This window comes from Nostoc sp. (assembly GCF_036919675.1).
GTDB lineage: Bacteria > Cyanobacteriota > Cyanobacteriia > Cyanobacteriales > Nostocaceae > Nostoc.
This window is the reverse complement of the sequence record NZ_JBALCP010000057.1, coordinates 15913-37128: the sequence shown is the minus strand read 5'-3', so window position 1 is coordinate 37128 and position 21216 is coordinate 15913. Positions and strand designations below refer to the sequence as shown.

At 43.7% G+C, this 21216-nt stretch carries 19 protein-coding genes and 1 riboswitch; of the genes, 10 read left to right on the top strand and 9 right to left on the bottom strand.

The window, feature by feature from the left end; all coding sequences use genetic code 11:
• Positions 1-57: 57 nt before the first annotated feature.
• Both V7K49_RS10885 and V7K49_RS10880 read right to left on the bottom strand, forming a co-directional pair.
• On the bottom strand, positions 58-1860 hold the full coding sequence (locus V7K49_RS10885; RefSeq protein WP_335205543.1) for an ATP-binding protein: 1803 nt from the start codon (positions 1858-1860) through the stop codon (positions 58-60).
• A 169-nt stretch (positions 1861-2029) separates the two neighbouring features.
• Entirely contained in the window at positions 2030-2266 is a 237-nt protein-coding gene (locus tag V7K49_RS10880) for a hypothetical protein (RefSeq protein ID WP_012408258.1), read from the bottom strand.
• A 734-nt stretch (positions 2267-3000) separates the two neighbouring features.
• Between V7K49_RS10880 and lepA the strand changes: the two genes are divergently transcribed.
• The 4 genes from lepA to V7K49_RS10860 all read left to right on the top strand — a co-directional run bounded on the left by lepA (position 3001) and on the right by V7K49_RS10860 (position 8872).
• Positions 3001-4812: a translation elongation factor 4 gene (gene lepA, locus V7K49_RS10875; RefSeq protein WP_334869249.1), complete on the top strand. Its 1812-nt coding sequence runs from the start codon at positions 3001-3003 to the stop codon at positions 4810-4812.
• A gap of 1079 nt (positions 4813-5891) precedes the next feature.
• The gene (locus V7K49_RS10870) at positions 5892-7079 is read left to right on the top strand and encodes a glycosyltransferase family 4 protein (RefSeq protein WP_335205542.1); all 1188 of its coding nucleotides are present in this window, start codon (positions 5892-5894) and stop codon (positions 7077-7079) included.
• Positions 7080-7635: 556 nt separating this feature from the next.
• Positions 7636-8616: a cyanophycinase gene (locus tag V7K49_RS10865; protein WP_335205541.1), complete on the top strand. Its 981-nt coding sequence runs from the start codon at positions 7636-7638 to the stop codon at positions 8614-8616.
• Between the two features lie 31 nt (positions 8617-8647).
• Positions 8648-8872 carry a hypothetical protein gene (locus tag V7K49_RS10860; RefSeq protein WP_335205540.1) on the top strand — a complete coding sequence of 75 codons (225 nt, stop codon included), beginning with the start codon at positions 8648-8650 and terminating at the stop codon, positions 8870-8872.
• A gap of 276 nt (positions 8873-9148) precedes the next feature.
• Here V7K49_RS10860 and V7K49_RS10855 read toward each other — a convergent pair whose 3' ends face one another.
• Positions 9149-9889 carry an SDR family oxidoreductase gene (locus V7K49_RS10855; RefSeq protein WP_334869257.1) on the bottom strand — a complete coding sequence of 247 codons (741 nt, stop codon included), beginning with the start codon at positions 9887-9889 and terminating at the stop codon, positions 9149-9151.
• Positions 9890-10200: 311 nt separating this feature from the next.
• Here V7K49_RS10855 and V7K49_RS10850 point away from each other — a divergent pair, with 311 nt between their 5' ends.
• Complete coding sequence (locus V7K49_RS10850) at positions 10201-11157, top strand: aldo/keto reductase (protein WP_334869259.1); 957 nt, start codon at positions 10201-10203, stop codon at positions 11155-11157.
• Here the strand turns inward: V7K49_RS10850 and V7K49_RS10845 are convergent.
• Genes V7K49_RS10845 through V7K49_RS10830 form a run of 4 tightly spaced genes read right to left on the bottom strand, consistent with a single transcriptional unit; the run spans position 11105 to position 14957 of the window.
• Positions 11105-12337: a cysteine desulfurase family protein gene (locus V7K49_RS10845; RefSeq protein ID WP_335205539.1), complete on the bottom strand. Its 1233-nt coding sequence runs from the start codon at positions 12335-12337 to the stop codon at positions 11105-11107. The two genes, V7K49_RS10850 and V7K49_RS10845, sit on opposite strands and share 53 nt — an antisense overlap.
• 3 nt (positions 12338-12340) lie before the next feature.
• Positions 12341-12967: a type I restriction endonuclease gene (locus V7K49_RS10840; RefSeq protein ID WP_335205629.1), complete on the bottom strand. Its 627-nt coding sequence runs from the start codon at positions 12965-12967 to the stop codon at positions 12341-12343.
• A 54-nt stretch (positions 12968-13021) separates the two neighbouring features.
• Positions 13022-13501 carry a thioredoxin-dependent thiol peroxidase gene (gene bcp / locus V7K49_RS10835; RefSeq protein ID WP_335205538.1) on the bottom strand — a complete coding sequence of 160 codons (480 nt, stop codon included), beginning with the start codon at positions 13499-13501 and terminating at the stop codon, positions 13022-13024.
• A complete protein-coding gene (locus V7K49_RS10830) occupies positions 13449-14957 on the bottom strand; it encodes a serine/threonine-protein kinase (protein ID WP_335205537.1) in 1509 nt (502 codons plus the stop codon). Before V7K49_RS10830 ends, bcp begins: the two co-directional genes overlap by 53 nt.
• A gap of 225 nt (positions 14958-15182) precedes the next feature.
• On the opposite strand from V7K49_RS10830, the gene V7K49_RS10825 reads away from it, so the two are divergent.
• Positions 15183-16034, top strand: a complete 852-nt coding sequence (locus tag V7K49_RS10825; RefSeq protein WP_335205536.1) for an FAD-binding domain-containing protein — start codon at positions 15183-15185, stop codon at positions 16032-16034.
• On the opposite strand, the gene V7K49_RS10820 is transcribed toward V7K49_RS10825, so the two are convergent.
• The gene (locus V7K49_RS10820) at positions 16031-16231 is read right to left on the bottom strand and encodes a hypothetical protein (RefSeq protein ID WP_335205535.1); all 201 of its coding nucleotides are present in this window, start codon (positions 16229-16231) and stop codon (positions 16031-16033) included. The two genes, V7K49_RS10825 and V7K49_RS10820, sit on opposite strands and share 4 nt — an antisense overlap.
• A 386-nt stretch (positions 16232-16617) precedes the next feature.
• Here V7K49_RS10820 and V7K49_RS10815 point away from each other — a divergent pair, with 386 nt between their 5' ends.
• From V7K49_RS10815 to V7K49_RS10800, 4 genes are all read left to right on the top strand, one after another.
• Entirely contained in the window at positions 16618-17034 is a 417-nt protein-coding gene (locus tag V7K49_RS10815) for a hypothetical protein (RefSeq protein ID WP_335205534.1), read from the top strand.
• 140 nt (positions 17035-17174) lie between these two features.
• Positions 17175-17267, top strand: a riboswitch (adenosylcobalamin-variant (AdoCbl-variant) riboswitch).
• Positions 17254-18855 (top strand): precorrin-3B synthase, encoded by a 1602-nt coding sequence (gene cobG / locus V7K49_RS10810; RefSeq protein WP_335205533.1) that lies wholly within the window; start codon positions 17254-17256, stop codon positions 18853-18855. It overlaps the preceding riboswitch by 14 nt.
• Before the next feature lie 168 nt (positions 18856-19023).
• Positions 19024-19650 (top strand): precorrin-8X methylmutase, encoded by a 627-nt coding sequence (locus V7K49_RS10805; RefSeq protein WP_335205532.1) that lies wholly within the window; start codon positions 19024-19026, stop codon positions 19648-19650.
• 2 nt (positions 19651-19652) lie between these two features.
• Positions 19653-20357 carry a precorrin-2 C(20)-methyltransferase gene (locus V7K49_RS10800; protein WP_335068202.1) on the top strand — a complete coding sequence of 235 codons (705 nt, stop codon included), beginning with the start codon at positions 19653-19655 and terminating at the stop codon, positions 20355-20357.
• Between the two features lie 97 nt (positions 20358-20454).
• On the opposite strand, the gene V7K49_RS10795 is transcribed toward V7K49_RS10800, so the two are convergent.
• Complete coding sequence (locus V7K49_RS10795) at positions 20455-21141, bottom strand: PHP domain-containing protein (RefSeq protein WP_335205531.1); 687 nt, start codon at positions 21139-21141, stop codon at positions 20455-20457.
• Positions 21142-21216 lie beyond the last annotated feature (75 nt).

Below are 21216 nucleotides of genomic sequence, written 5' to 3'. Positions count from 1 at the left end.
TAATGTTTAAAACTTCAAACCCAGTATTCTAATGTATCCTAACTCCTAACTCTTAACTCAGCACGGGCTAAACGCCCCGCTACCGCTAACAGCACTGTTTGTTGAGTCGCTATCACTAGATGAAACCATGACTGGCTGTTGATATAGTGGCACTGTAAATGTCACTGTTGAACCAAGTCCTTCGCCCAGACTATAAAAATGTACCTCGCCGCCCATTGCCTCCACTAGCTTCTGGGATATTGCCAGTCCTAAACCTGTACCGCCGTACTGGCGAGTGCGGGAGCCATCCACCTGAGAGAATAATTGAAACAGTTTATCTTGTTTGTCCAAAGAAACACCTATGCCAGTGTCTGCCACACGGACTCTCACCATGCCAGGAAATTCCTGACCTTGAAAGTTCGGCTTCGCTTTTTTTAGTACTAAATCGGCACTGACAGTGACACCACCTTCATGGGTAAATTTGATGGCGTTACCTAGCAAATTGAGCATAACTTGTAGCAATCGTTGGTAGTTGCTTAGGACAATGATTTCATCGGAGGTAGCAGGCATTTGCATCCGGAAGCTGAGGTTTCTCATTTCTGCTTGGGGACGCATGAAACTTTCTACATCACTGAATAGCTCATCTAGCTTGACTGGAGCGTAAACTAGGTCCATTTTGCCCGCTTCAATTTTGGCAATGTCCAAAATGTCGTTGATGATATTCAGCAGATGTATCGATAATTGGTGAGCTTCTGCCAAAAATTGGTTTTGTTCTTCTGGATCATCTGCCATCCCTTCTAAAATCAGCTTCAAAAAGCCGATCATCCCGTTGAGCGGGGTACGAATTTCATGGGATACATTAGCTAGAAACTCGCTTTTGAGGCGGGAAGCTTCTTCGGCTTTTTGACGCGCTGCTTCTAATTCTTTATATAAAGTAGCATGTGCGATCGCAGTTCCCAATTGATCTGCTGCTTCTTTTGCCAGTTCTAATTCCGATTCTGTTAGTGTGTAGCATTCATCCTGCCAAGTCAAGGCAACCAATCCATTGGCTTGGTCTTGATAGCAAGTCGCAATCACCAAAGTGTTCTGCCGCCCAGACTTTGTGTATCCAGGCACTTCCATCACAACCGGTTCTAGGGTTGTCAAAGCCTGAGCAAAGGCAGGCTCAGAAGCTATATCTATTTCTTCTGAGCCTAGTATGATTGAGTTGAGTTCTGGCTGATGATACTCAGCCATCACTTTCACTTTTAAGCTACAAGGCTGGTAAGGACGATAAATAATGCAGCGCTCTAGCCGCAGTGCTTTCCCCAAACTGTCAACTGTTTGCTGCCAAATAATATCGAAATCCAATGTCCGGCGAATATTTCTGGTAATGCGATTTACCAATTTTTGGTGTTGCTGTGAACGTAAAGCCAACTCTATTTGTGTGGGCGTTTTTGGTGCCACACGCACTTGTTTTTTGTTTAGTGTCGCTTGCACTAACCGTCCCATCACTAAAACTGTAGTGGCAGTCGTTCCCAAACTCGGCATAATCGGACTAATCACTAAGTCCAACTCAAATAATTTCTGGTGGTAGCTAAACCAACACTGAAACCTTTCTGGCATCAAACTTGTCAAAATTCGGTGCAATCGTTCCAAATAAGTAATTTTATCCACTGGGACAAAGGTTTGGGACTGGTTGAGATCGTCAACTATTTTTTCAGTATTTAACCCCACAAGTTCGCTCTGCTGCCAACAAAAGGTCAGATAGCGCCCTGCCCCATCTTGCGTATACACCAACTCGGCTCCTAGAGTTGGTAATGAGCCATCAGTCTTACTGGTGATAGATTCCAGATTTTGGGAAAATACATTCGGCAATTGGGAATTGGCAGTAATAGTCATTAATTGAGTTGGATAGACAAAGGGTATCCGACCGTAATTTTACTAAAGCTGCTCAAATTTATGCAGAAATTTTTACAGCTTTTTCATTTTATTGGGTATTTCTTGGTGTTCTGAAATCTAGATTGGCAAACTTCATTTTTTAACTTGCATTGACAGCTGATTGATCATGTCAATCGTTCCATTCACCCCGAGGAGGAACAGGGGTACGCACAGGGGTACGCGTCAGTTCGTCATCCCTAAGGATTTCACCCCTTAACCACTGGCGAATCGCCACCTCAATGACTTTACTTGGATCATTGGTGAGATGCTGAATTTGTTCTAGTAACTCGGAGTCTAGGCGGACAGCAATTTCTACCTTATCGGCTCGTGTGTTTTCCGCTTCGGTAGTTTTCTCTTGCATATTCATAGATTTGATATACTCTGAATTGGTTTTGTCTAAAGCTTTGTAAAGTAGTTATATTCATCATTTGGGCTAATTCGCTGAAAAATCTTCAAGGGCACAGTTAGATAGTTCCCTGAAATAGCACCAAAGTAACAGCTTTGACTTTCAAATCGCATTTTTCATATAACTGACTAGACAATGGCTCTAGAAGTTTTGCCGAGAAATCAGTGATTCCGGGCAATTACGGGTGGTAATTACCCACGATCCCTACATGATCCCTACATGTACTTATTTACATTTATTGTACGCTCCTAGCTGATGATTACTAGCAGTGACAAATAGACTTTCATAATATTCTTAAAAGTCCACCTATTTAGATCGAAACTTAAAGATGGGGTGAAGAGGGGAGGCACAAAGGCATACTTCGACTTCCTTCCCTACGGGACGCTGCGCGAACGGCTACTTCGACTCCGGCTCCATCGAGCGTTCGCGTAGCGTCTCCTAGAGAAGTCGAGATGCTTAGTAAAAGTCCGCTCAGGACAGGTCGCTCAGTAACCAGGGGGGCAGGGGAGCAGGAGAGATAATAGTAACTCCTAACTCCTAACTCCCCCATTCCTAACTCAGCACGGGCTAAACCATAGCTATCCGCTAACGGAACTCAGCACTAAAAGCTAGGAGCGTCTTGGCTAAGAAAGCATTAAAATACATTAAGTAAATTGCTCTTTTAACTTTGGTTGCTGCTAAGGCAAAGATAGTATATGACTGACGTTCCCGCAGTTCGCATTCGCAATTTTTGTATTATTGCTCACATCGACCACGGGAAATCAACCCTTGCCGATCGCTTGCTGCAAGCTACTGGCACTGTTGGAGACCGACAGATGAAGGAACAGTTTCTCGACAATATGGATTTGGAACGGGAGCGCGGGATTACAATTAAGCTGCAAGCTGCCCGGATGAACTACACAGCCAAGGATGGTCAGCAGTATGTTCTGAACTTGATTGATACTCCGGGACATGTGGATTTCTCTTATGAAGTCTCCCGCTCTCTTGTGGCTTGTGAAGGAGCACTATTGGTAGTAGATGCGTCCCAAGGTGTGGAAGCGCAAACTTTGGCGAATGTATATTTAGCGTTAGAGAACAACCTGGAAATTATCCCGGTTTTGAATAAAATTGATTTGCCAGGGGCTGAACCAGAACGCGTAATAGGCGAAATTGAAGAAATTATCGGTCTAGATTGCAGTGGTGCGATTCTGGCCTCTGCTAAAGAAGGAATTGGTATTGATCAGATTTTAGAAGCAGTTGTCGAGCGGATACCGCCACCACCCAATACGATAAATGAACGCTTACGGGCGTTAATATTTGATAGCTATTACGACAGCTACCGGGGAGTAATTGTGTATTTCCGGGTGATGGATGGCACCGTGAAAAAAGGCGATCGCATTCATTTAATGGCATCCGGTAAAGAATTTGAAATTGATGAGTTAGGCGTCCTTTCTCCTACTCAAAAGCAAGTTGAAGAACTGCACGCTGGGGAAGTAGGCTATTTAGGAGCGGCAATTAGAGCTGTAGCTGATGCCCGGGTAGGAGACACAATTACCCTAAGTAAGGCGAAAGCGGAGTCACCCTTACCAGGCTACGCAGAAGCGAACCCGATGGTTTATTGTGGGATGTTCCCCATTGATGCTGACCAATTTGAAGACTTGCGGGAAGCCTTAGAAAAGCTCGAACTCAACGATGCGGCGCTGCACTACGAACCAGAAACTTCTAGCGCGATGGGGTTTGGTTTCCGTTGCGGGTTTTTGGGCTTGTTGCACATGGAAATTGTCCAAGAACGGCTAGAGCGAGAGTATAATCTCGATTTAATCATTACAGCCCCCTCGGTGGTTTATAAGGTGATCACCCTGAAAGGGGAGGAACTGTACATCGATAATCCCAGCCGTCTACCTTCTCCCAACGATCGCGAAAAAATTGAAGAACCCTACGTCCAAGTAGAGATGATTACGCCGGAAACCTATGTCGGCAGCTTGATGGAGTTGTCACAAAATCGCCGTGGCATTTTCAAGGATATGAAATATCTCACCCAAGGACGAACCACCCTCACTTACGAACTCCCCTTGGCGGAAGTTGTGACTGACTTTTTTGACCAGATGAAGTCGCGATCGCGCGGTTATGCCAGCATGGAATATCACCTGATCGGCTACCGTGAAAATCCTCTAGTGAAGCTGGATATCATGATTAACGGCGATCCCGTAGATTCCTTGGCGATGATTGTACACCGGGATAAAGCTTACAACGTCGGACGGGCAATGGCAGAGAAACTCAAGGAACTAATTCCTCGCCATCAATTCAAAGTGCCAATTCAGGCATCTATTGGCAGTAAAGTTATCGCCAGCGAACACATCCCCGCCTTGCGGAAAGACGTACTAGCCAAGTGCTACGGCGGTGACATCAGCCGGAAGAAGAAACTATTACAGAAGCAAGCAAAAGGTAAAAAGCGAATGAAATCTGTAGGTACAGTGGACGTACCCCAGGAAGCCTTTATGGCAGTACTGCGCTTAGATCAAAGCTAATTTAAGAGTGCTTAATCCTTAGAGACAATTGGCTACGGCTACACCTCAACCTGAAAAAACATAAAAGAGACTTAACCCCCTAGCCCCCTTCCCTATTAAGGTTGGGGGAGTCAAAGCCCGATACATAGATTCTCCAGTCTTGCGCCATTGCTCGAACTGCTCAAATGAATAGTCGCATTCAGGAATACGATCTGGTGAAGTTGTTTTTACTTCGATCCAATAGCTCAAATCCCAAATTGTTTTGCCATCAATTTCGTCAAATTCATTAAAACAAACAAACTCAGATTCAAGTTCAGACGCTTCAAACGAAAAATCGGGAAAACGAGTTATACCAATTCACGAAAACCCTGATACAGATAGATTTCTTGTAGGGGCATGGCAATCCCATGCTCCTACTAACGTATTTGTATCATTATTAAAGTGAAATGGTATTAGACAATCTTTTTATACAGGCTCAAATGCTTTTGAAAGCCTAGAAATTACTGAACAGCTACTTACCCCTTCTTAAAGCCAGAGTTGCAAAACGGGCGCTCAATTGTTCTAATTACGAATTACGAATTACGAATTACGAATTAGAATAATACCTTGCTTACAGGGTAAGCGCATCTAAATTAGTCTTGACAAAAACCTTGGTTTGTGGATTAACGAATAATCAGAGTTTCTAGTTTGGTTTGTTTCGCAAGGCTCAAAGCGATGTCTTGGATGGTCACTGAGCCGCTGGTGAGCGCACTTGTACTGAGCGTCTTGCCCTGAGCGGAGCCGAAGGGAGCCGAAGTAGTCGAACCATGTTGTTCGCGCAGCGTCTCGTAGAGAAGTGCGGGCTATTTGGCGTCGCCTAAAAGATGATCAATAATGCTTACTTATTAGATCATCTTTGAGGATTTATTGACAAGATGCGCTTACCCTGACCTTGCTTATTATCCCTAGCATACAGTTGATAACCTTTGATAAGCTTTAACAAAATCACTGTTAAAGACATCTAAAAATTTTAGTAAACATACTCACTGCATTCAGCATCCTTGTATTTTTAGATAAATGTAGTTTTTTAAATATTTGTAAAGCGTCGGGGAGTCTAGCAGATGAAGATACTAGTACTGAGTTGGGAGTTTCCGCCGAGGATTGTTGGGGGAATTGCGCGGCATGTAGCGGAGTTGTACCCGGAACTGGTAAAGCTAGGGCATGAAGTCCACCTGATTACAGCAGAGTTTGGTCAGGCATCAATGTATGAGGTAGTTGAGGGCGTAAAGGTGCATCGGGTGCCAGTCGGCTATAGTAATGACTTTTTCCACTGGGTAGTCAATCTCAACCTGAGTATGGGAGATCACGGTGGTAAGTTGATTCTAGAGGAGGGATCGTTTGATTTAATTCATGCCCATGATTGGTTAGTAGGAGATGCTGCGATCGCTCTCAAGCATAATTTCAAAATACCACTAATTGCCACAATTCACGCTACGGAATACGGACGCTATAACGGTATTCACACCGACATCCAAGGCTATATTAATGGCAAAGAAAACTTGCTGGCTTTCAACGCTTGGCGGATTATTGTTTGTAGCGACTATATGCGCCAAGAAATAGAACGAGTACTACACAGTCCTTGGGATAAAATCGATGTTATTTATAACGGAATCCGAGCCGAAAAGAAACAGCATCACGTAGATTTTCATGCTCTGAATTTTCGCCGCCAATTCGCTACAGACGATGAGAAAATCGTTTACTACCTCGGTCGCATGACCTATGAAAAGGGTGTACCTGTATTGCTCAATGCCGTACCTAAGATCCTTTCCCAAATGGGAGGTAACGTTAAACTTGTCATCGTTGGTGGCGGCAATACTGACCATCTCAAGCGCCAAGCCTGGGATTTGGGAATTTGGCATCATTGCTATTTTACAGGTTTTATCTCTGATAGATACTTAGATAGATTCCAAACTGTCGCTGACTGTGCCGTGTTTCCTAGTCTTTACGAACCCTTTGGGATTGTGGCTTTAGAAAGCTTTGCTTCCCGCGTTCCTGTAGTAGTTTCTGATACTGGTGGTTTACCAGAAGTGGTCCAACATACCAAAACAGGCATTGTTACTTGGGTGAATAATCCCGATTCTTTAGCTTGGGGAATTTTGGAAGTGTTGAAAAATCCAGGTTATCGGCAATGGCTGGTGGATAATGCTTATGAGGATTTAGAGCGGCGCTTTAGCTGGCTAAAATTAGCCAAGCAAACTGAAGAAGTATATCAGCGAGTTGCCTTGGAGCGATCGCAAATTGTCTGGTAAGGGACTTGTTAGATCCCCGACTTCTTGAAGAAGTCGGGGATCTAAATCCAATGTAAATTTTCTTTGAAATTACATTAGTCCTTAGAAAATGTTTGAAAAGTATTATTGCTAACACCAAAAGCTCCCCAATCTAATCCCCCTACTCCCATTTTCTTGTAGGGAAGGGGGATTTCAAAGCCATAAAGGACACAAGCAATGTAGAGATTTTCGCAGAGTAGGGCAGAGAATTAATGATTACTCTGGGTTCTTATGGCGTAAAAAAACAGTACAAGCCCTGTACGCTGGAAATTCTACCCTCTGTAGTGCCAGAGTTAAGCTAGTGCGCGTTTAAATTGCAGATTTTTTCGTTAAAACTGTCATTAGTCCTTTGTCCAAGGTCAAATTGTAAATACAAGTGACTAAGGACTAATGATCAACGACGATCACGAATAAATAAGCAATAAAAATGCGTAACAGCCTAGCAATAATTGCAGTTTGCTCCAGAAGCTTAGTATGACAAAGGCATTCCCAAGCATAGCAAGGCGCTTGAATAAGTACAGGAATCAAGTTGTTGAATATGGGAACCTTCCTTATAACCCGTTTTATCGAAAACTGGAAACGCTACTTCCTGGGTGACACTGTTGATGTCCGCCCCTCCCCCTCCAATGATATCCGTTCTTCTTTAGCGGGCCCAGTCCTGAGCTTAGGTGGGGGTGGCCCCGATGTTGATGATGCCATCCAGTGGATGATTAACGAAGTCAGGGGAGGTAGTGACTCCGGCACTAAAGTTAATGTTGTAGTTATCCGCACTAATGGTAATCACGATTACAATCGGCTAATTTATGCCATGAGGGGCGTAAAGTTTGTGGAAACTCTTGTGATTAGCAATAGGCAAGAAGCAAACAAAGCTGAGATTTATGAAAAAGTCAGAAATGCTGATGTGATTTTCTTTGCTGGTGGCGACCAATGTGAATACATCCGCAACTGGAAAGATACCAAGCTTGAGGCTGCCGTTAAGTCAGTTTACCTTAAGGGTGGTGGCGTTGGTGGCACCAGTGCGGGTGCGATGATCCAAAGTGATTGTGTCTATGATGCTTGTGCTTCTTCCGAAAAAGGCATTGAAACTAGAGACGCACTCGAAGATCCTTACCGGGACATCACTTTTACTTACAACTTTTTCAATTGGAGCAATTTGAAGGGAACTATTGTAGATACGCACTTCGACAGGCGGGAAAGAATGGGTCGAATTATGACTTTTATTGCCCGTCAAATTAAGGACGGTGTATCTAGCAGTGTTTTAGGCATAGCGGTTAGTGAAAGTACATCGGTTCTTGTGGATAAAAACGGTTTAGTGAGAGTTATGGGTAGGGGTGCGGTGTACTTTGTACTTGGTAATCATATACCTGAAGTATGCGAACCCCGAACGCCTTTGACCTTTTCCAATTACAAAATTTGGAAAGTTCGCAAGGGCGACACCTTTAATCTTAAAAATAGACCAACTTCTGGCTACTATCTCAGGAGTGTTAAAAGGGGACGGATTGATTCAAATCCCTATTGAGTGGGGAGTGGGGGACAAGGGGACAAGGTGGATGAACGGAATTCTGAGGTGGATTCATCCAGTTCAAAGACTGATTAACGAGTATCAAAGGTGGATTTATCTAGTTCAAGCACTCGTTAACGAGTATCAAAGGTGGATTTATCTAGTTCAAGCACTCGTTAACGAGTATCAAAGGTGGATTCATCCAGTTCAAATACTCGTTAACGAGTATCAAAGGTGGATTCATCCAGTTCAAACACTCGTTAACGAGTATTAAAGGTGGATTCATCCAGTTCAAACACTCGTTAACGAGTATCAAAGGTGGATTCATCCAGTTCAAACACTCGTTAACGAGTATCAAAGGTGGATTCATCCAGTTCAAAGGTGGATGAAACGAGTTTTCTAACTCCTGCTCAATACAACTCTTGGAGAAGCTGCGCCCTAAGCGTAGCTATGCCGCAGGCTTTACGACAACGGCTCCATCGAGCGTTCGCGTAGCGTCTCGTAGAGAAGTCGAGATGCTCAGTACAAGTGCCCCATGCCCCCTTACTTTCTACCAGGGAACCACGCCATTTTCATTAAAAAACCCTCCGCTAGAACCATCATCAGGTAGAGTAGCAAGTCTTACTGGTGCGATCGCTCCCTGCTCAACAGTGCGGTACCCTCGGTGTTGATTAATGTCAGTTGCTGTGAAACCAGGATCAGCAGCATTGACTTTAATCGGGGTATCTTTAAGTTCACCGGCCAACAGAACTGTGATCGCATTCAATGCTGTCTTTGATGAGTTATAAGCAAGATACCTAGAATCAGCGAACTCACCATTTGGGTCAGAGTTTTGAGTCAGAGAACCTAAACCACTTGATAAATTCACTATTCGCCCTGCTTTTGACTTCTTCAAGAGTGGCAACAGGGCTTTTGTAACTGCAAACACTCCAAACACATTTGTCTCGTAAGTGTGTCGCAGTGTTTCAATTTCAACTTGACTGGGTGGAAAGCGATCGCCATCACTTACTATCCCAGCATTGTTTACAAGGATGTCAAGTTTTCCGAATTCGCTCTCGATTTGTTTACCCGCAGAGTCAATTGTTTTTTGATCGATGACATCAAGCTGAATTGTTCGGGCATCGATCTGATTTGAACGAAGTTTATTCGCTGCTTCTTCACCACGTCCTATATCTCTTGCACCAACAAGAACAGTAGCACCTCTAGAACCCAATTGGCGGGCAATCTCAAACCCGATACCTTTGTTTGCACCTGTGATCAGCGCAACTTTGCCTTTTAAATCTTCTGACATATTACTTCTCTATTTTGATAAACACTCACAAATGTTACTATCTTCGAGCAAGTCTAGTACAGCGGGCGCGTAAATCCAGCTAGCATCTCAATTTAACCAGACAAAACAAGAGGATGCCGCTTATTTTTCGCCACAGTGTACTAGTGTACAAGAATTAAGGAACAACACAACATTCAAGATTTAGTAATCTACACAAGTAGTGATTAGCTGTCGTGTTTCCACCAATAGCCATTCACACTTCAGATAGCGGTTGAGAAGATATTTGCAGCGTACACTAGCAATTGACTCAAAAATTTTTGGATAAGCTAGATATGCAAACCAAACAGCTCGGCAATTCGGAGCTTCACATTACCCCAATCGGCTTTGGAGCCTGGGCGATCGGTGGAGGTGGATGGGCTTTTGGTTGGGGAGAGCAGGATGACCAGGAATCGATCGCAGCGATCAATCACGCTCTCGACCTCGGCGTTAATTGGATTGACACCGCAGCTGTCTATGGTCTGGGGCATTCAGAGGAGGTTGTTGCTAAGGCGCTCAAAGGTCGATCTGATCGCCCTTACATTTTCACTAAATGCTCAATGATCTGGGATGAAAAGGGCAAAATTGGTAATAGCCTGAAGGCGGATTCTCTGCGGGGGGAGGTTGAAGCTAGTCTGCGCCGACTCGATATTGAAACTATCGACCTCTACCAGATCCACTGGCCCAACCCTGACTCAGAAGTTGAAGAAGGCTGGACAACTCTCGCCAAGCTCAAGGATGAGGGCAAGGTTCGCTATATCGGGGTTTCAAATTTCAATGTAAAACAGTTGAAACGTGCCCAGGAGATTGCACCAGTTACCTCATTGCAACCGCCTTATTCACTGGTTAAGCGCGATGTCGAAAAGGAAATTCTACCTTTTTGTAAGGAAAACAACATAGGTGTGATTGTTTATTCACCTATGCAATCTGGCTTACTTACAGGAAAGATGACACCTGAGCGGGTTGCTAATTTCCCAGATGATGATTGGCGCAAAAAGAATAGTGAATTTCAGGAGCCACGTCTATCTCGTAACCTGAAGCTGGTGGAGGTGTTGCAGCACATTGGTGAACAACACGATCGCTCCCCCGGTGAGGTGGCGATCGCTTGGACTTTAAACAATCCGGCTTTGACAGGGGCGATCGTTGGCGGACGCAATCCCAAGCAGGTAGAAGGAATCATCGGGGCTGGAGAGTTTCGCCTCAATCAGCAGGAGCTAGATCAGATTGGCGCTTTCTTACGGGAGAATCCATAAAATAGGGATTGCGTAAACTTTGAATGGTAGCGATCGCATGTTTTGCCACAATATCAATTTCCTCTTGGGTATTAAACCGTCCAATACCAAACCGCACTGAGGCATAAGCTAGCTGTTCTGAATGTCCCAGTGCTGTAAGAACATGGGAGGGTGCAGTGGTTGCCGACGAGCAAGCAGAACCAGAAGAAACCGCCATTACTGGCTGCAATCCTAGCAAAAGTGCGGCTCCATCCACTCCCTCAACACTGATATTCAAGTTTCCCGCCAATCGCTGTTGTGGATGTCCATTAAGATGAATTCCTTCAACTTGGGAAAGCTGTTCCCACAAGCTTTGCCTTAACTGGGTGAGGCGTTGGCTTTCTGTTGCTTGTTCTGCCAAAGCGATTTCTACAGCTTTCCCAAAGCCGACAATTTGCGGTGGATACAATGTCCCAGAACGCATCCCCCGCTCATGTCCGCCGCCGTGCTGCTGGGGAGCCAGTTGCACTCTGGGGTTGCGCCTGCGGACGTACAGCGCCCCAATGCCCTTTGGGCCATATACTTTGTGTGCTGTTAACGACATCAAGTCAATTTTCATCGCTTGCACATCTAGGGGAATTTTACCAATAGCTTGGGCTGCATCGGTGTGAAATAGGACTTGGCGATCGCCTCCGGCGGGGCGTAGCCCATCGCGGCACATTTCCCCAATTTCTGCTAAAGGCTGTAACACGCCAATTTCATTATTTGCAGCCATCACCGATACCAAAATTGTCTCAGGACGGAAAGCTTTTTTTAACTCATTTAAATCAATCAATCCATCTTTTTGGACAGGGAGAATAGTAATTTCAAAACCGAGAGTTTTTAAATAATTACAAGGATCAATAACTGCACTATGTTCAGTGGCAACAGTAATAATATGCTGACCTTTTTGAAAATAAGCTTCGGCAACACCTTTAATAGCTAAATTATTCGCTTCTGTTGCACCACTCGTAAAAACAATTTCTTCTGGTGTGGCGTTAATTGTTGCTGCTAAAATGTCTCGTGTTTGTTTGACAGCAGCTTCTGCTTCCCAACCATAAATATGACTAATACTCGATGGGTTACCAAAGTGTTCTGTGAAGTAGGGGAGCATTGCTGCTAATACCCGTTCATCTACGGGGGTGGTAGCATGACAATCAAGATAGATAGGGCGAATAGACATAAATTAACTCAAAACTTGACTCAAATTTTTTAATACACTTAGAACTTGATACAATTCATTTTTTCGGTTTAAAAGTGTAAATTGGTCAGATATAGCATACCTTGGCTGATTTTGTTTGGTAAGTTTCAGGAAAATAAAATCACTACCATTTGTTACTAATCCAAAATTAGGTTTGTCTTGACTAGGATTAGCCAGCATATAAACAAGTGCTTGAGGTACGGCTTCTAAAAGAGAAAAACTAGCCCTTTTAGATTCAATTACTAACAACCACAATTTTTCTTGAATAACTAGAACATCAATGCGCCCTCTGATAATTTCTTCTTCATCCTCAGCAGAAATTTCTATTGATTGCTCGCCTCTCAGATAAAAAGGCTCATCATAAAATCCAGCTAAATTGAGTAAAGGAGATAAAACTACTAATTTCACCGTTTCTTCTGACAAAGGAGGACGCTTGATTAAACGGAGAAAATGAAGTTTTACTCTGTCTAAATCTTGCTTTTCTAAATCTGTAATTTCCGGTAAATTATCAAACCATTCTGTGAAGAACGTCTCATCTTCGACTAGCTGTAGACTAAATCTTTCTTCCAGATAAGCAAGCCCGATATTTTGGGCTTGGATAAATTGAACCATACTATAAATATAATTCACGTAGCATTGCTGTAACTATACCTGCATCCAATTACGTTACGTGGCTGCTAATTCCCGTAATTTAGTTAAAACTGCCTGAGCATGACCTTTGGTTTTTACATTAGGCCAAGCATAGACAATAATTTTATCAGGTGAAATTAGGAAAGTTGAGCGAGCAACGCCCATATATTCTTTGCCCATAAACTTTTTTAAGCGCCAAGCGCCGTAGGCTTCTGTCAAAATATGTTCTGGGTCACTTAAAAGGGTGATTGACAAATTATGTTTGCTGATAAATTTACAATGGGACTTACCCGAATCTGGACTCACGCCTAAGATTTTAGCTCCCAGTGCGCTGAAGTCTTGATACAACTCGGTGAAATCTTTTGCTTCGGTGGTACAGCCCGGTGTATCATCTTTGGGGTAGAAGTAGAAGACAATCCACTCACTGCTAAGGTCGTCGAGAGTGACTGAATTGCCATTTTGGTCAGGAGTGGAGAAATCTGGCGCTGGTTGTCCGACTTGGGGAATGTTGCTCATGATGGGGGTATGAAAGATTGCGTAGACATCGCTTTAGAATTGTACATAAGTTGAGCGATACTGCGTATTTACCATGTTTAACAAGAGTATGAGTTATTTTTTCTGTTTTTAAGTCCCATTGCTTAATAATGTTGTCCAAGCTAGCAGTAAACAGAATCTGCTTACTTGGATGAAATATAACAGACGTAACACCCTTTGAGTGGACACCAAAGCTTTGAATTAATTCCCCAGTTTTAAGATTCCATATCTTGCTTGTCATATCCTCACTACCACTAGCTAGAGTTTCTCCATCTGAGCTGATTGCAACGCAGTTAATAGAGGCAGAGTGTTCAGTAAGGGTGTAAATTTCTTCTTTTATTTCCAAGTTCCACACTTTGATTTTTCCATCTGTACTACCACTAGCTAATATTTGTCCGTCGGGGCTAATAGCTACAGAGTTAACTGGGCTTGAATGCCAAGATGATAAATCACCGATGATGCTTTGTAATGTGATTTCTTGCGACTTTACTGCTGTTTGTAGATTACTCAGCTTAGGTTTTGGTTGTTTAGGCGGATATAAAGTATAGTGAATTTCTGCCAAGCTTTCCAAAATTGCTTGGGTGTTGACTGGTCGATCCTTTACTGATCGCATCATCAGATGATCAATAAAATTGGCTAACAAAGGAGAGATATGATTAGCCTCAACACGCCAGTTTAGATCAGCAGTATATGGATCGCCATAGGGGTCATTCATCAGATCAAGAGGATATTTTCCTGTCAGCAAATGGACAAAAGTACGACCCAAGGCAAAGAAATCTGATTGTGAAACAGCATGACCAGTGATTTGCTCTAACGGAGCATAGCCATCAGAAGCAAATCTTGTGATTTGACCTGCTGCTTGTTTTATCTCATAAGTTCCGGTAATTTGCCGCGCAATACCAAAGTCGATTAATACCAATTGTCCATTAGCAGTTAGCATAATGTTTGAAGGCTTTATATCACGATGGAAAAACTGCTGCTGATGTACTTCGTGCAAAATATTTGCCAACAGTGTTAACCAAAGGACTGCTTGCTTTTCACTGATGGGGCGATTACCACGTTTTTCTAACCATTCATGTAAATTTTCTCCATCAATTTTATCCATTACCAAACAGTGAACTGGCTCTTGGCTATTTTGAGGAAAAAACTTGAAATATTCCTCAGCATTAGGAATTCCTGGATGATTTAGTCGCTTTAAAACTTCAGCTTCTTGCTGAAAAAGTGATACTGCTTTAATTTCATTAAGTATAAGAACCTTCAAAATTTTTAGCTTACCACTGTCACTTACCTCAAATGTTTTAGCAAAGCCACCTTTGCCTATAGGTTGTGTGACTCGATAACACCCTTCTAGTAGCAATTCAGAGCCACAGCTTTGACAGTACAGTAGATTATCAGGGTTGTCAGAATTTTGGCAGTTAGGATTGATACACAGGCTCATCGTCTCGAAAAGTTACATATTTATCTCATATTTTAGCTTTAATTACTGATAGCCTGGATAAAATCTGCATCACAGCGATGCCTGCTGTGCGGCTATGCCTACGCACCCATTCCTTGAAAAAAGTTATCTCATCAGGTTGAGAGCGATCGCTTGTATTTATCCGCGATAATAATGACTTAGCCTACAGGTATTTTTGTTTATTTATTCCCACCTTTCAAAGTTCATATGTCTAAAGATATGCAACGCGAATTTACTAACCGCGATGAGTTGGTAGCCTACCTCCGTGGACAATTCCCAGATGCAGCAGAACGCGATCGCCACATCAGCGAAACTTTGGGAGGACGCAAAGCGGCAGAAGATGCGCTGCAAAAAATCGACCCAATAAGCTACGCGCAAACACGTAATTTTTTTACAGGTGCTGTAACACGACTTTCGCCTTACATCCGCTATGGCGTTTTGAGTTTGCGAGAAATCCGAGATTATGTCCTTGAACGGGTACAGCAGCAAGACGATGCTACGAAACTAATTAACGAGTTAGGTTGGCGTGACTACTGGCAACGGTTGTATGTCAAGTTAGGGGATGCAATCTGGAAAGACCAGGAAGAGTACAAAACTGGTTACACTGTGGGTGAATATGCACCGGAATTGCCGCAAGATATCAGACAAGGAACCACAGGCAGAGTTTGCATCGACAGCTTTAGCCGTGACTTAAAAGAAACTGGCTATCTACATAACCACGCCCGGATGTGGCTAGCGGCTTACATTGTCCATTGGCGGCGTATTCGTTGGCAAACAGGAGCCAAGTGGTTTCTCGAACACCTTTTAGATGGAGATCCTGCTAGCAATAATATGTCATGGCAGTGGGTTGCCAGCACATTTAGTCAGAAACCGTATTTTTTCAACCGTGAAAACTTAGAACGCTACACCAAAAGCGTTTATTGCCAGAAATGTCCCCTTTACGGTCATTGTGATTTTGAAGGTAGTTATGAAGAATTAGAACAGCGACTTTTTCCTAAAGGGGAATTTAGTCAACAAGCCAATAGCCAAAGTTGGCAGCGTGGGAAGAAGCGGCGCTAAGTACATGTCAGCATAACATTTGTCGCATTTTTAAATGCAAAGGGACACATTGGCATTGCAGAAGGACACATTGGCATTGTAGAGGGACGCATTGGCATTGCAGAGGGACGCATTGGCATTGCAGAGGGACGCATTGGCATTGCAGAGGGACGCATTGGCATTGCAGAAGGACGCATTGGCATTGTAGAGGGACGCATTGGCATTGCCAAATTTACAGCTTATTTTCAGGTAAATAGACCACGCTCTACGGGCACAGCAATGCTCATACGTGTCAACTTAAGGCAAAAGCCAGTCTAGAACAAACTTTTAGAGGTGTCTCGTTAAGAGTCTCCGATTGGGAATGCCTAATGAGAGGCTCTGCCTCAAGACTAGCGGCAGAGCCGCAATGAAAGAGCATTTCCAGCCAGAGACTGGAAACGAGGTTTTAAAGGAGTTTTTGCTTAAGTTGACACCAATGAGCAATGCTGTGCCTCTACGACAGATGTGGTTCTAAATACATGAAAACTGCTGTAATTCGCTATGAATTAGTGAAATGCTGTATTAAGATTTTTTGCCTTTTAACAGGAAACAAAACCAAAATCTAATGAGTAAACCAATTGTTTGGGTACATGGAGATTGCCTCAGTCCATACAACCCTGTACTGCAAAAATACTCCGATGCCCCAGCTATCTGGGTTTGGGACGAGGCTTTGATAAAAGAATGGCAACTGAGTCTCAAACGCCTCACTTTCATCTACGAATGCTTGCTAGAGTTACCTGTTGTTATCCGTCGTGGTGATATGGCACAAGAAATTTTAGCTTTTGCTCAAGAACATGATGCGAATTTAGTCGTCACAGCTAACAGTCCCAGTCCCCGGTTTGATGATATCTGCAATCAAATGAAGGGTTCTATAGCAGTGGAAGTGCTGGAGGTAGAGCCATTTTTTGAGTATGACGGCTATATTGACCTGAAGCGGTTCTCACGCTATTGGAAAGTGGCTCAAAATTATGTTTTTGAATAGCCCAATTGTAAAATTGTAATGTCTGGCGATCGCTTCTTCTACCAACAGATGCAAGATTTTGCGATCGCAACTCCTTGGTAGTAGATAGGCTGATTCAAAATATGAAGCATTAAATTTTCTGACTACCATCTCGTGCTAAATTACTAAAACTTGGAGTTGGGAAACTCCGGTGAAATTCCGGGACTGTGCCGCAGCTGTGATGGGATCACCCAAGTCAGAATGCCAACTCTCAAGATGTCCTCAGGATACACTCACCGTCTACTCCCTGCGTTGCACGGGGAAGGAGTTCCAAGTTTGCTTTCTGGATTTGCCGCTTGTCCTGGCTTGTTTTATCCTACACCCGCCGCAGATGGTATATTATCTCGGATTAGAATACCAGGTGGAATTATTAGTAGTCAGCAGTGCCGTGCGATTGCACACATAGCAGAGCAGCACGGGGGCGGTTATGTGGATGTGACTAATCGAGCTAACCTCCAAATCCGTGAGATCCGCACGGGGATAAGTGCTGAAGTTCTGAAGCTCTTACAGGATATGGGATTGGGTTCTGGCAACACTGTTGTAGACCACATCCGTAATATTATGACCAGTCCAACTGCTGGTATCGACCAGCAGGAATTAATTGACACTCGCCCTTTTGTCCAAGCTTGGGAAAATTATATTGCTGCACATTCGGCACTTTCGGGACTGTCGGCAAAATTTAGCGTTTGCTTTGATGGTGGTGGAATAATTCGAGTGGGCGATCGCTTGAATGATATCCTATTTGCGGCTGTTTTAATTGATGGTAATGTTTACTTCCGCCTCTATCTTAGTGTAGGCACAAAGGGTCAACCGCCTAGCGATATAGGAATTTTGTTACCACCAGAGCAATGTTTGCCCGTCTTGGCAGCTTTGGCAGATGTTTATCTAGCTCATAGTCATACTACAAGTAAGCGTCGGCTACGTCTCTTAGAGTTATTGAATACGTTGGGTTGTGAAAATTATCTTCAGGAAGTTCAGCAGCGTCTACCTTTCCCTCTTTTGTACAGTGAAACAAGAAAAGACCTAATCCCCGAACCCCCAACCCTTGTAGGGTTGGGGAAAGAATTCTCTACTCTTTTGGAAGGAGATGGGAAATATCAGCATATTGGCATCCATCCCCAACGTCAGAAAGGCTTATTTTACATTGGTATCGTCTTACCTCTGGGACGATTGGAGAGTAGGCAAATATGGGGTTTGGCAGATTTAGCAGCAAAATATGGTAGCGGCACTCTTCGGTTAACCCCCTGGCAAAATTTGCTGCTAACAGATATTCCTCAGCAATGGCTTGCCGATGTCCAAAGTGAAATTGCTTTATTAGGATTAGATTCTTCTGCAACCAACATCAAGAGTGCATTAGTTGCCTGTTCTGGTAAGAAGGGTTGCGCTGCTTCTGCCACGGACACCAGAAGTCATGCGTTGGCATTAGCAGAATATCTTGAAACTCGCGTCACTCTGGATTGCCCAGTTAATATCCACTTCAGTGGCTGCAAAAAATCCTGCGCCCAGCATAGCAAGAGTGATATTACTCTGCTCGGTGTCAGCATTGAGACGGACAATGGAACTGTAGAGGGCTATCACGTTTATGTTGGTGACAGCAAGCAGAAATTCGGACGTGAACTATATCAATATGTGACTTTTGCCGAACTACCTGCATTAATAGAGCGGATGCTATATGTATACAAAATTCAACGCCTAAATTCTGATCAGTCCTTTGGGAAATTTGCTAATCGATATCACTTAGCACAATTACAGCAATTATTTAATAAATACTTAGAAAATGGAACCACAGATGCACACAAATAAATACAGATAATTGATTACTCCCTTCACAGTGCAAGATTACCCAATTCCTCTGTTTCTCTTCCTCTGTGTTCTCTGCGCCTCTGCGGTTAATTAAATTAGGTATTCTTCTAATCAAAAGGAAATATCTATATTAAACAAATCAATCCAAAATCTAAAATCCCAAATCGAATGCCCGACTACATCCGAGATGCCAACGAAATTTACCGTAATTCTTTTGCAATCATCCGGTCAGAAGCAAACCTAGATGTGTTACCAACGGATGTAGCAAAAGTTGCTGTACGTCTCATTCATGCCTGTGGGATGACGGATATCGTCACTGACTTGGGATATTCACCAACAGCGGTGCAATCCGCAAGGGCAGCACTGGCAGCAGGAGCGCCGATTCTATGCGATTGCCGGATGGTTGCCGATGGCATTACCAGGCGGCGGTTGTCTGCAAACAATCAAGTTATTTGTACCCTCAACGAGCCGGAAGTGCCAGAAATTGCCCAGCGTTTGGGTACTACAAGGTCGGCGGCAGCTTTAGAATTATGGCGATCGCACCTCCAAGGAGCAGTTATCGCAATTGGCAATGCACCTACAGCACTATTTAGACTCTTAGAAATGCTTGATGAAGTAGCTGACAAACCTGCTATTATCTTAGGCTTTCCAGTTGGGTTTGTTGGTGCAGCCGAATCGAAAGCAGCACTCGCAGCAGACAGTAGGAATGTACCATTTTTAACCTTACATGGTCGGCGCGGTGGGAGTGCGATCGCCGCCGCCGCAGTTAACGCCTTGGCAACGGAGGAAGAATGAATATGAAAACCAAAGGTCGTCTCTATGGAATTGGTGTCGGGCCAGGCGATCCAGAACTATTGACTCTGAAGGCACTGCGATTATTACGTGCGGCTCCCGTGGTAGCCTATCAATCAGCAACAAATAAAGAGAGTATTGCTAGAGCGATCGTGGCGCAGTATCTTCCTGGCAATCAAATCGAGGTGCTATTTCACCTCCCCCGCGCCTTAGAGCCAGAAAAGGCCAAGTCTATTTATGATAAGGAAATTGAACCAATTGCCGACCATTTAGCAGCGGGTCGAGATGTTGTAGTGCTGTGCGAAGGCGATCCATTTTTCTATGGTTCCTTCATGTATCTGTTCACGCGGTTATGTGACCAGTATGAAACAGAAGTTGTCCCCGGAGTTTCCTCGCTGATGGCTTGTCCGGTAGCCTTGGGTGTACCTTTCACCTACTACACCGATATTCTCACAGTCCTACCCGCCCCATTGCCAGCAGAAGAACTTACTACACATCTGCTGATGACTGATGCAGCAGCAATTATGAAACTAGGTCGCCACTTTACCAAAGTGCGGGATATCCTACATAAATTAGGGTTAGCATCGCGAGCAAGATATATTGAGCGGGCATCAACGTCACAGCAACGCATCATACCTCTGGATGAAGTTGATCCAGCCAAAGTCCCCTATTTCTCGATGATTGTGATTCCCACCAAGAATCGACTATAGTCCTTTGATGAATAGTCGGCTTGACTAATCGAAAATCCAAAATAGAATAACCTCCTGGCAGATTCAACCAGGAGAGTCGAAAAAAATGGATTCATTTTTACAAACGTTGTAGCATACTCAAACCGTGGGTATCAGTACCACAAGTATTGAAAAGAAAGTATTCATCAGCCAACTTTTGCACCTGTTCTGATTCCAAAGTGCTGGGTTTCCAGGGGTTAGGGTTATTGTAGGCGTAGAAACTTTCCACACCATCGATACCCTTTTGGGATGCAGCGGGAATTAAGTCAAAATGTGATCGCTTGTAACGAACTGGATGAGCCAGAACTGCCAATCCCCCAGCTTCATGAATAGCGGCAATCACGTTACTTGCCTGATATTCTTTGCCTGTAGTCGCCCTTCTTTGCAGATAGGGTTTCATACTAGGGTGTTCTGTTCCAAAAGCATAAGCCAAAATGTGAACTTCTATATCCAAAAGGTTGGCATTGATTTCCACGCCACTCCACAGGTAAGGAGTGCTTGCACCAGGATTATTCCACTTCCAGTCTTCTAACCAAGCAAGGGCCGCTTGATAGCCGATAATACCATGATGATCGGTGATGGCTAACCCTTTTAGCCCAATAGCGATCGCCTGCTCCATCAATCCACTCGGCTGCAACCTGCCATCCGAGTAGACAGTGTGCATATGAAAGTTGAATAACCTTGGACAACTCTGTGCATCAATGTTTTGGAATACTTGCTTCAAAAGTTCCGCAGAAGCAGTAGTTTGGGCCAAATTTACAGCCATAACCCCCTCTGAATAAAAATATATTTTTTTAACACACTAAAATGCCCCATTTATAGATCAGAAATCTCCAACACT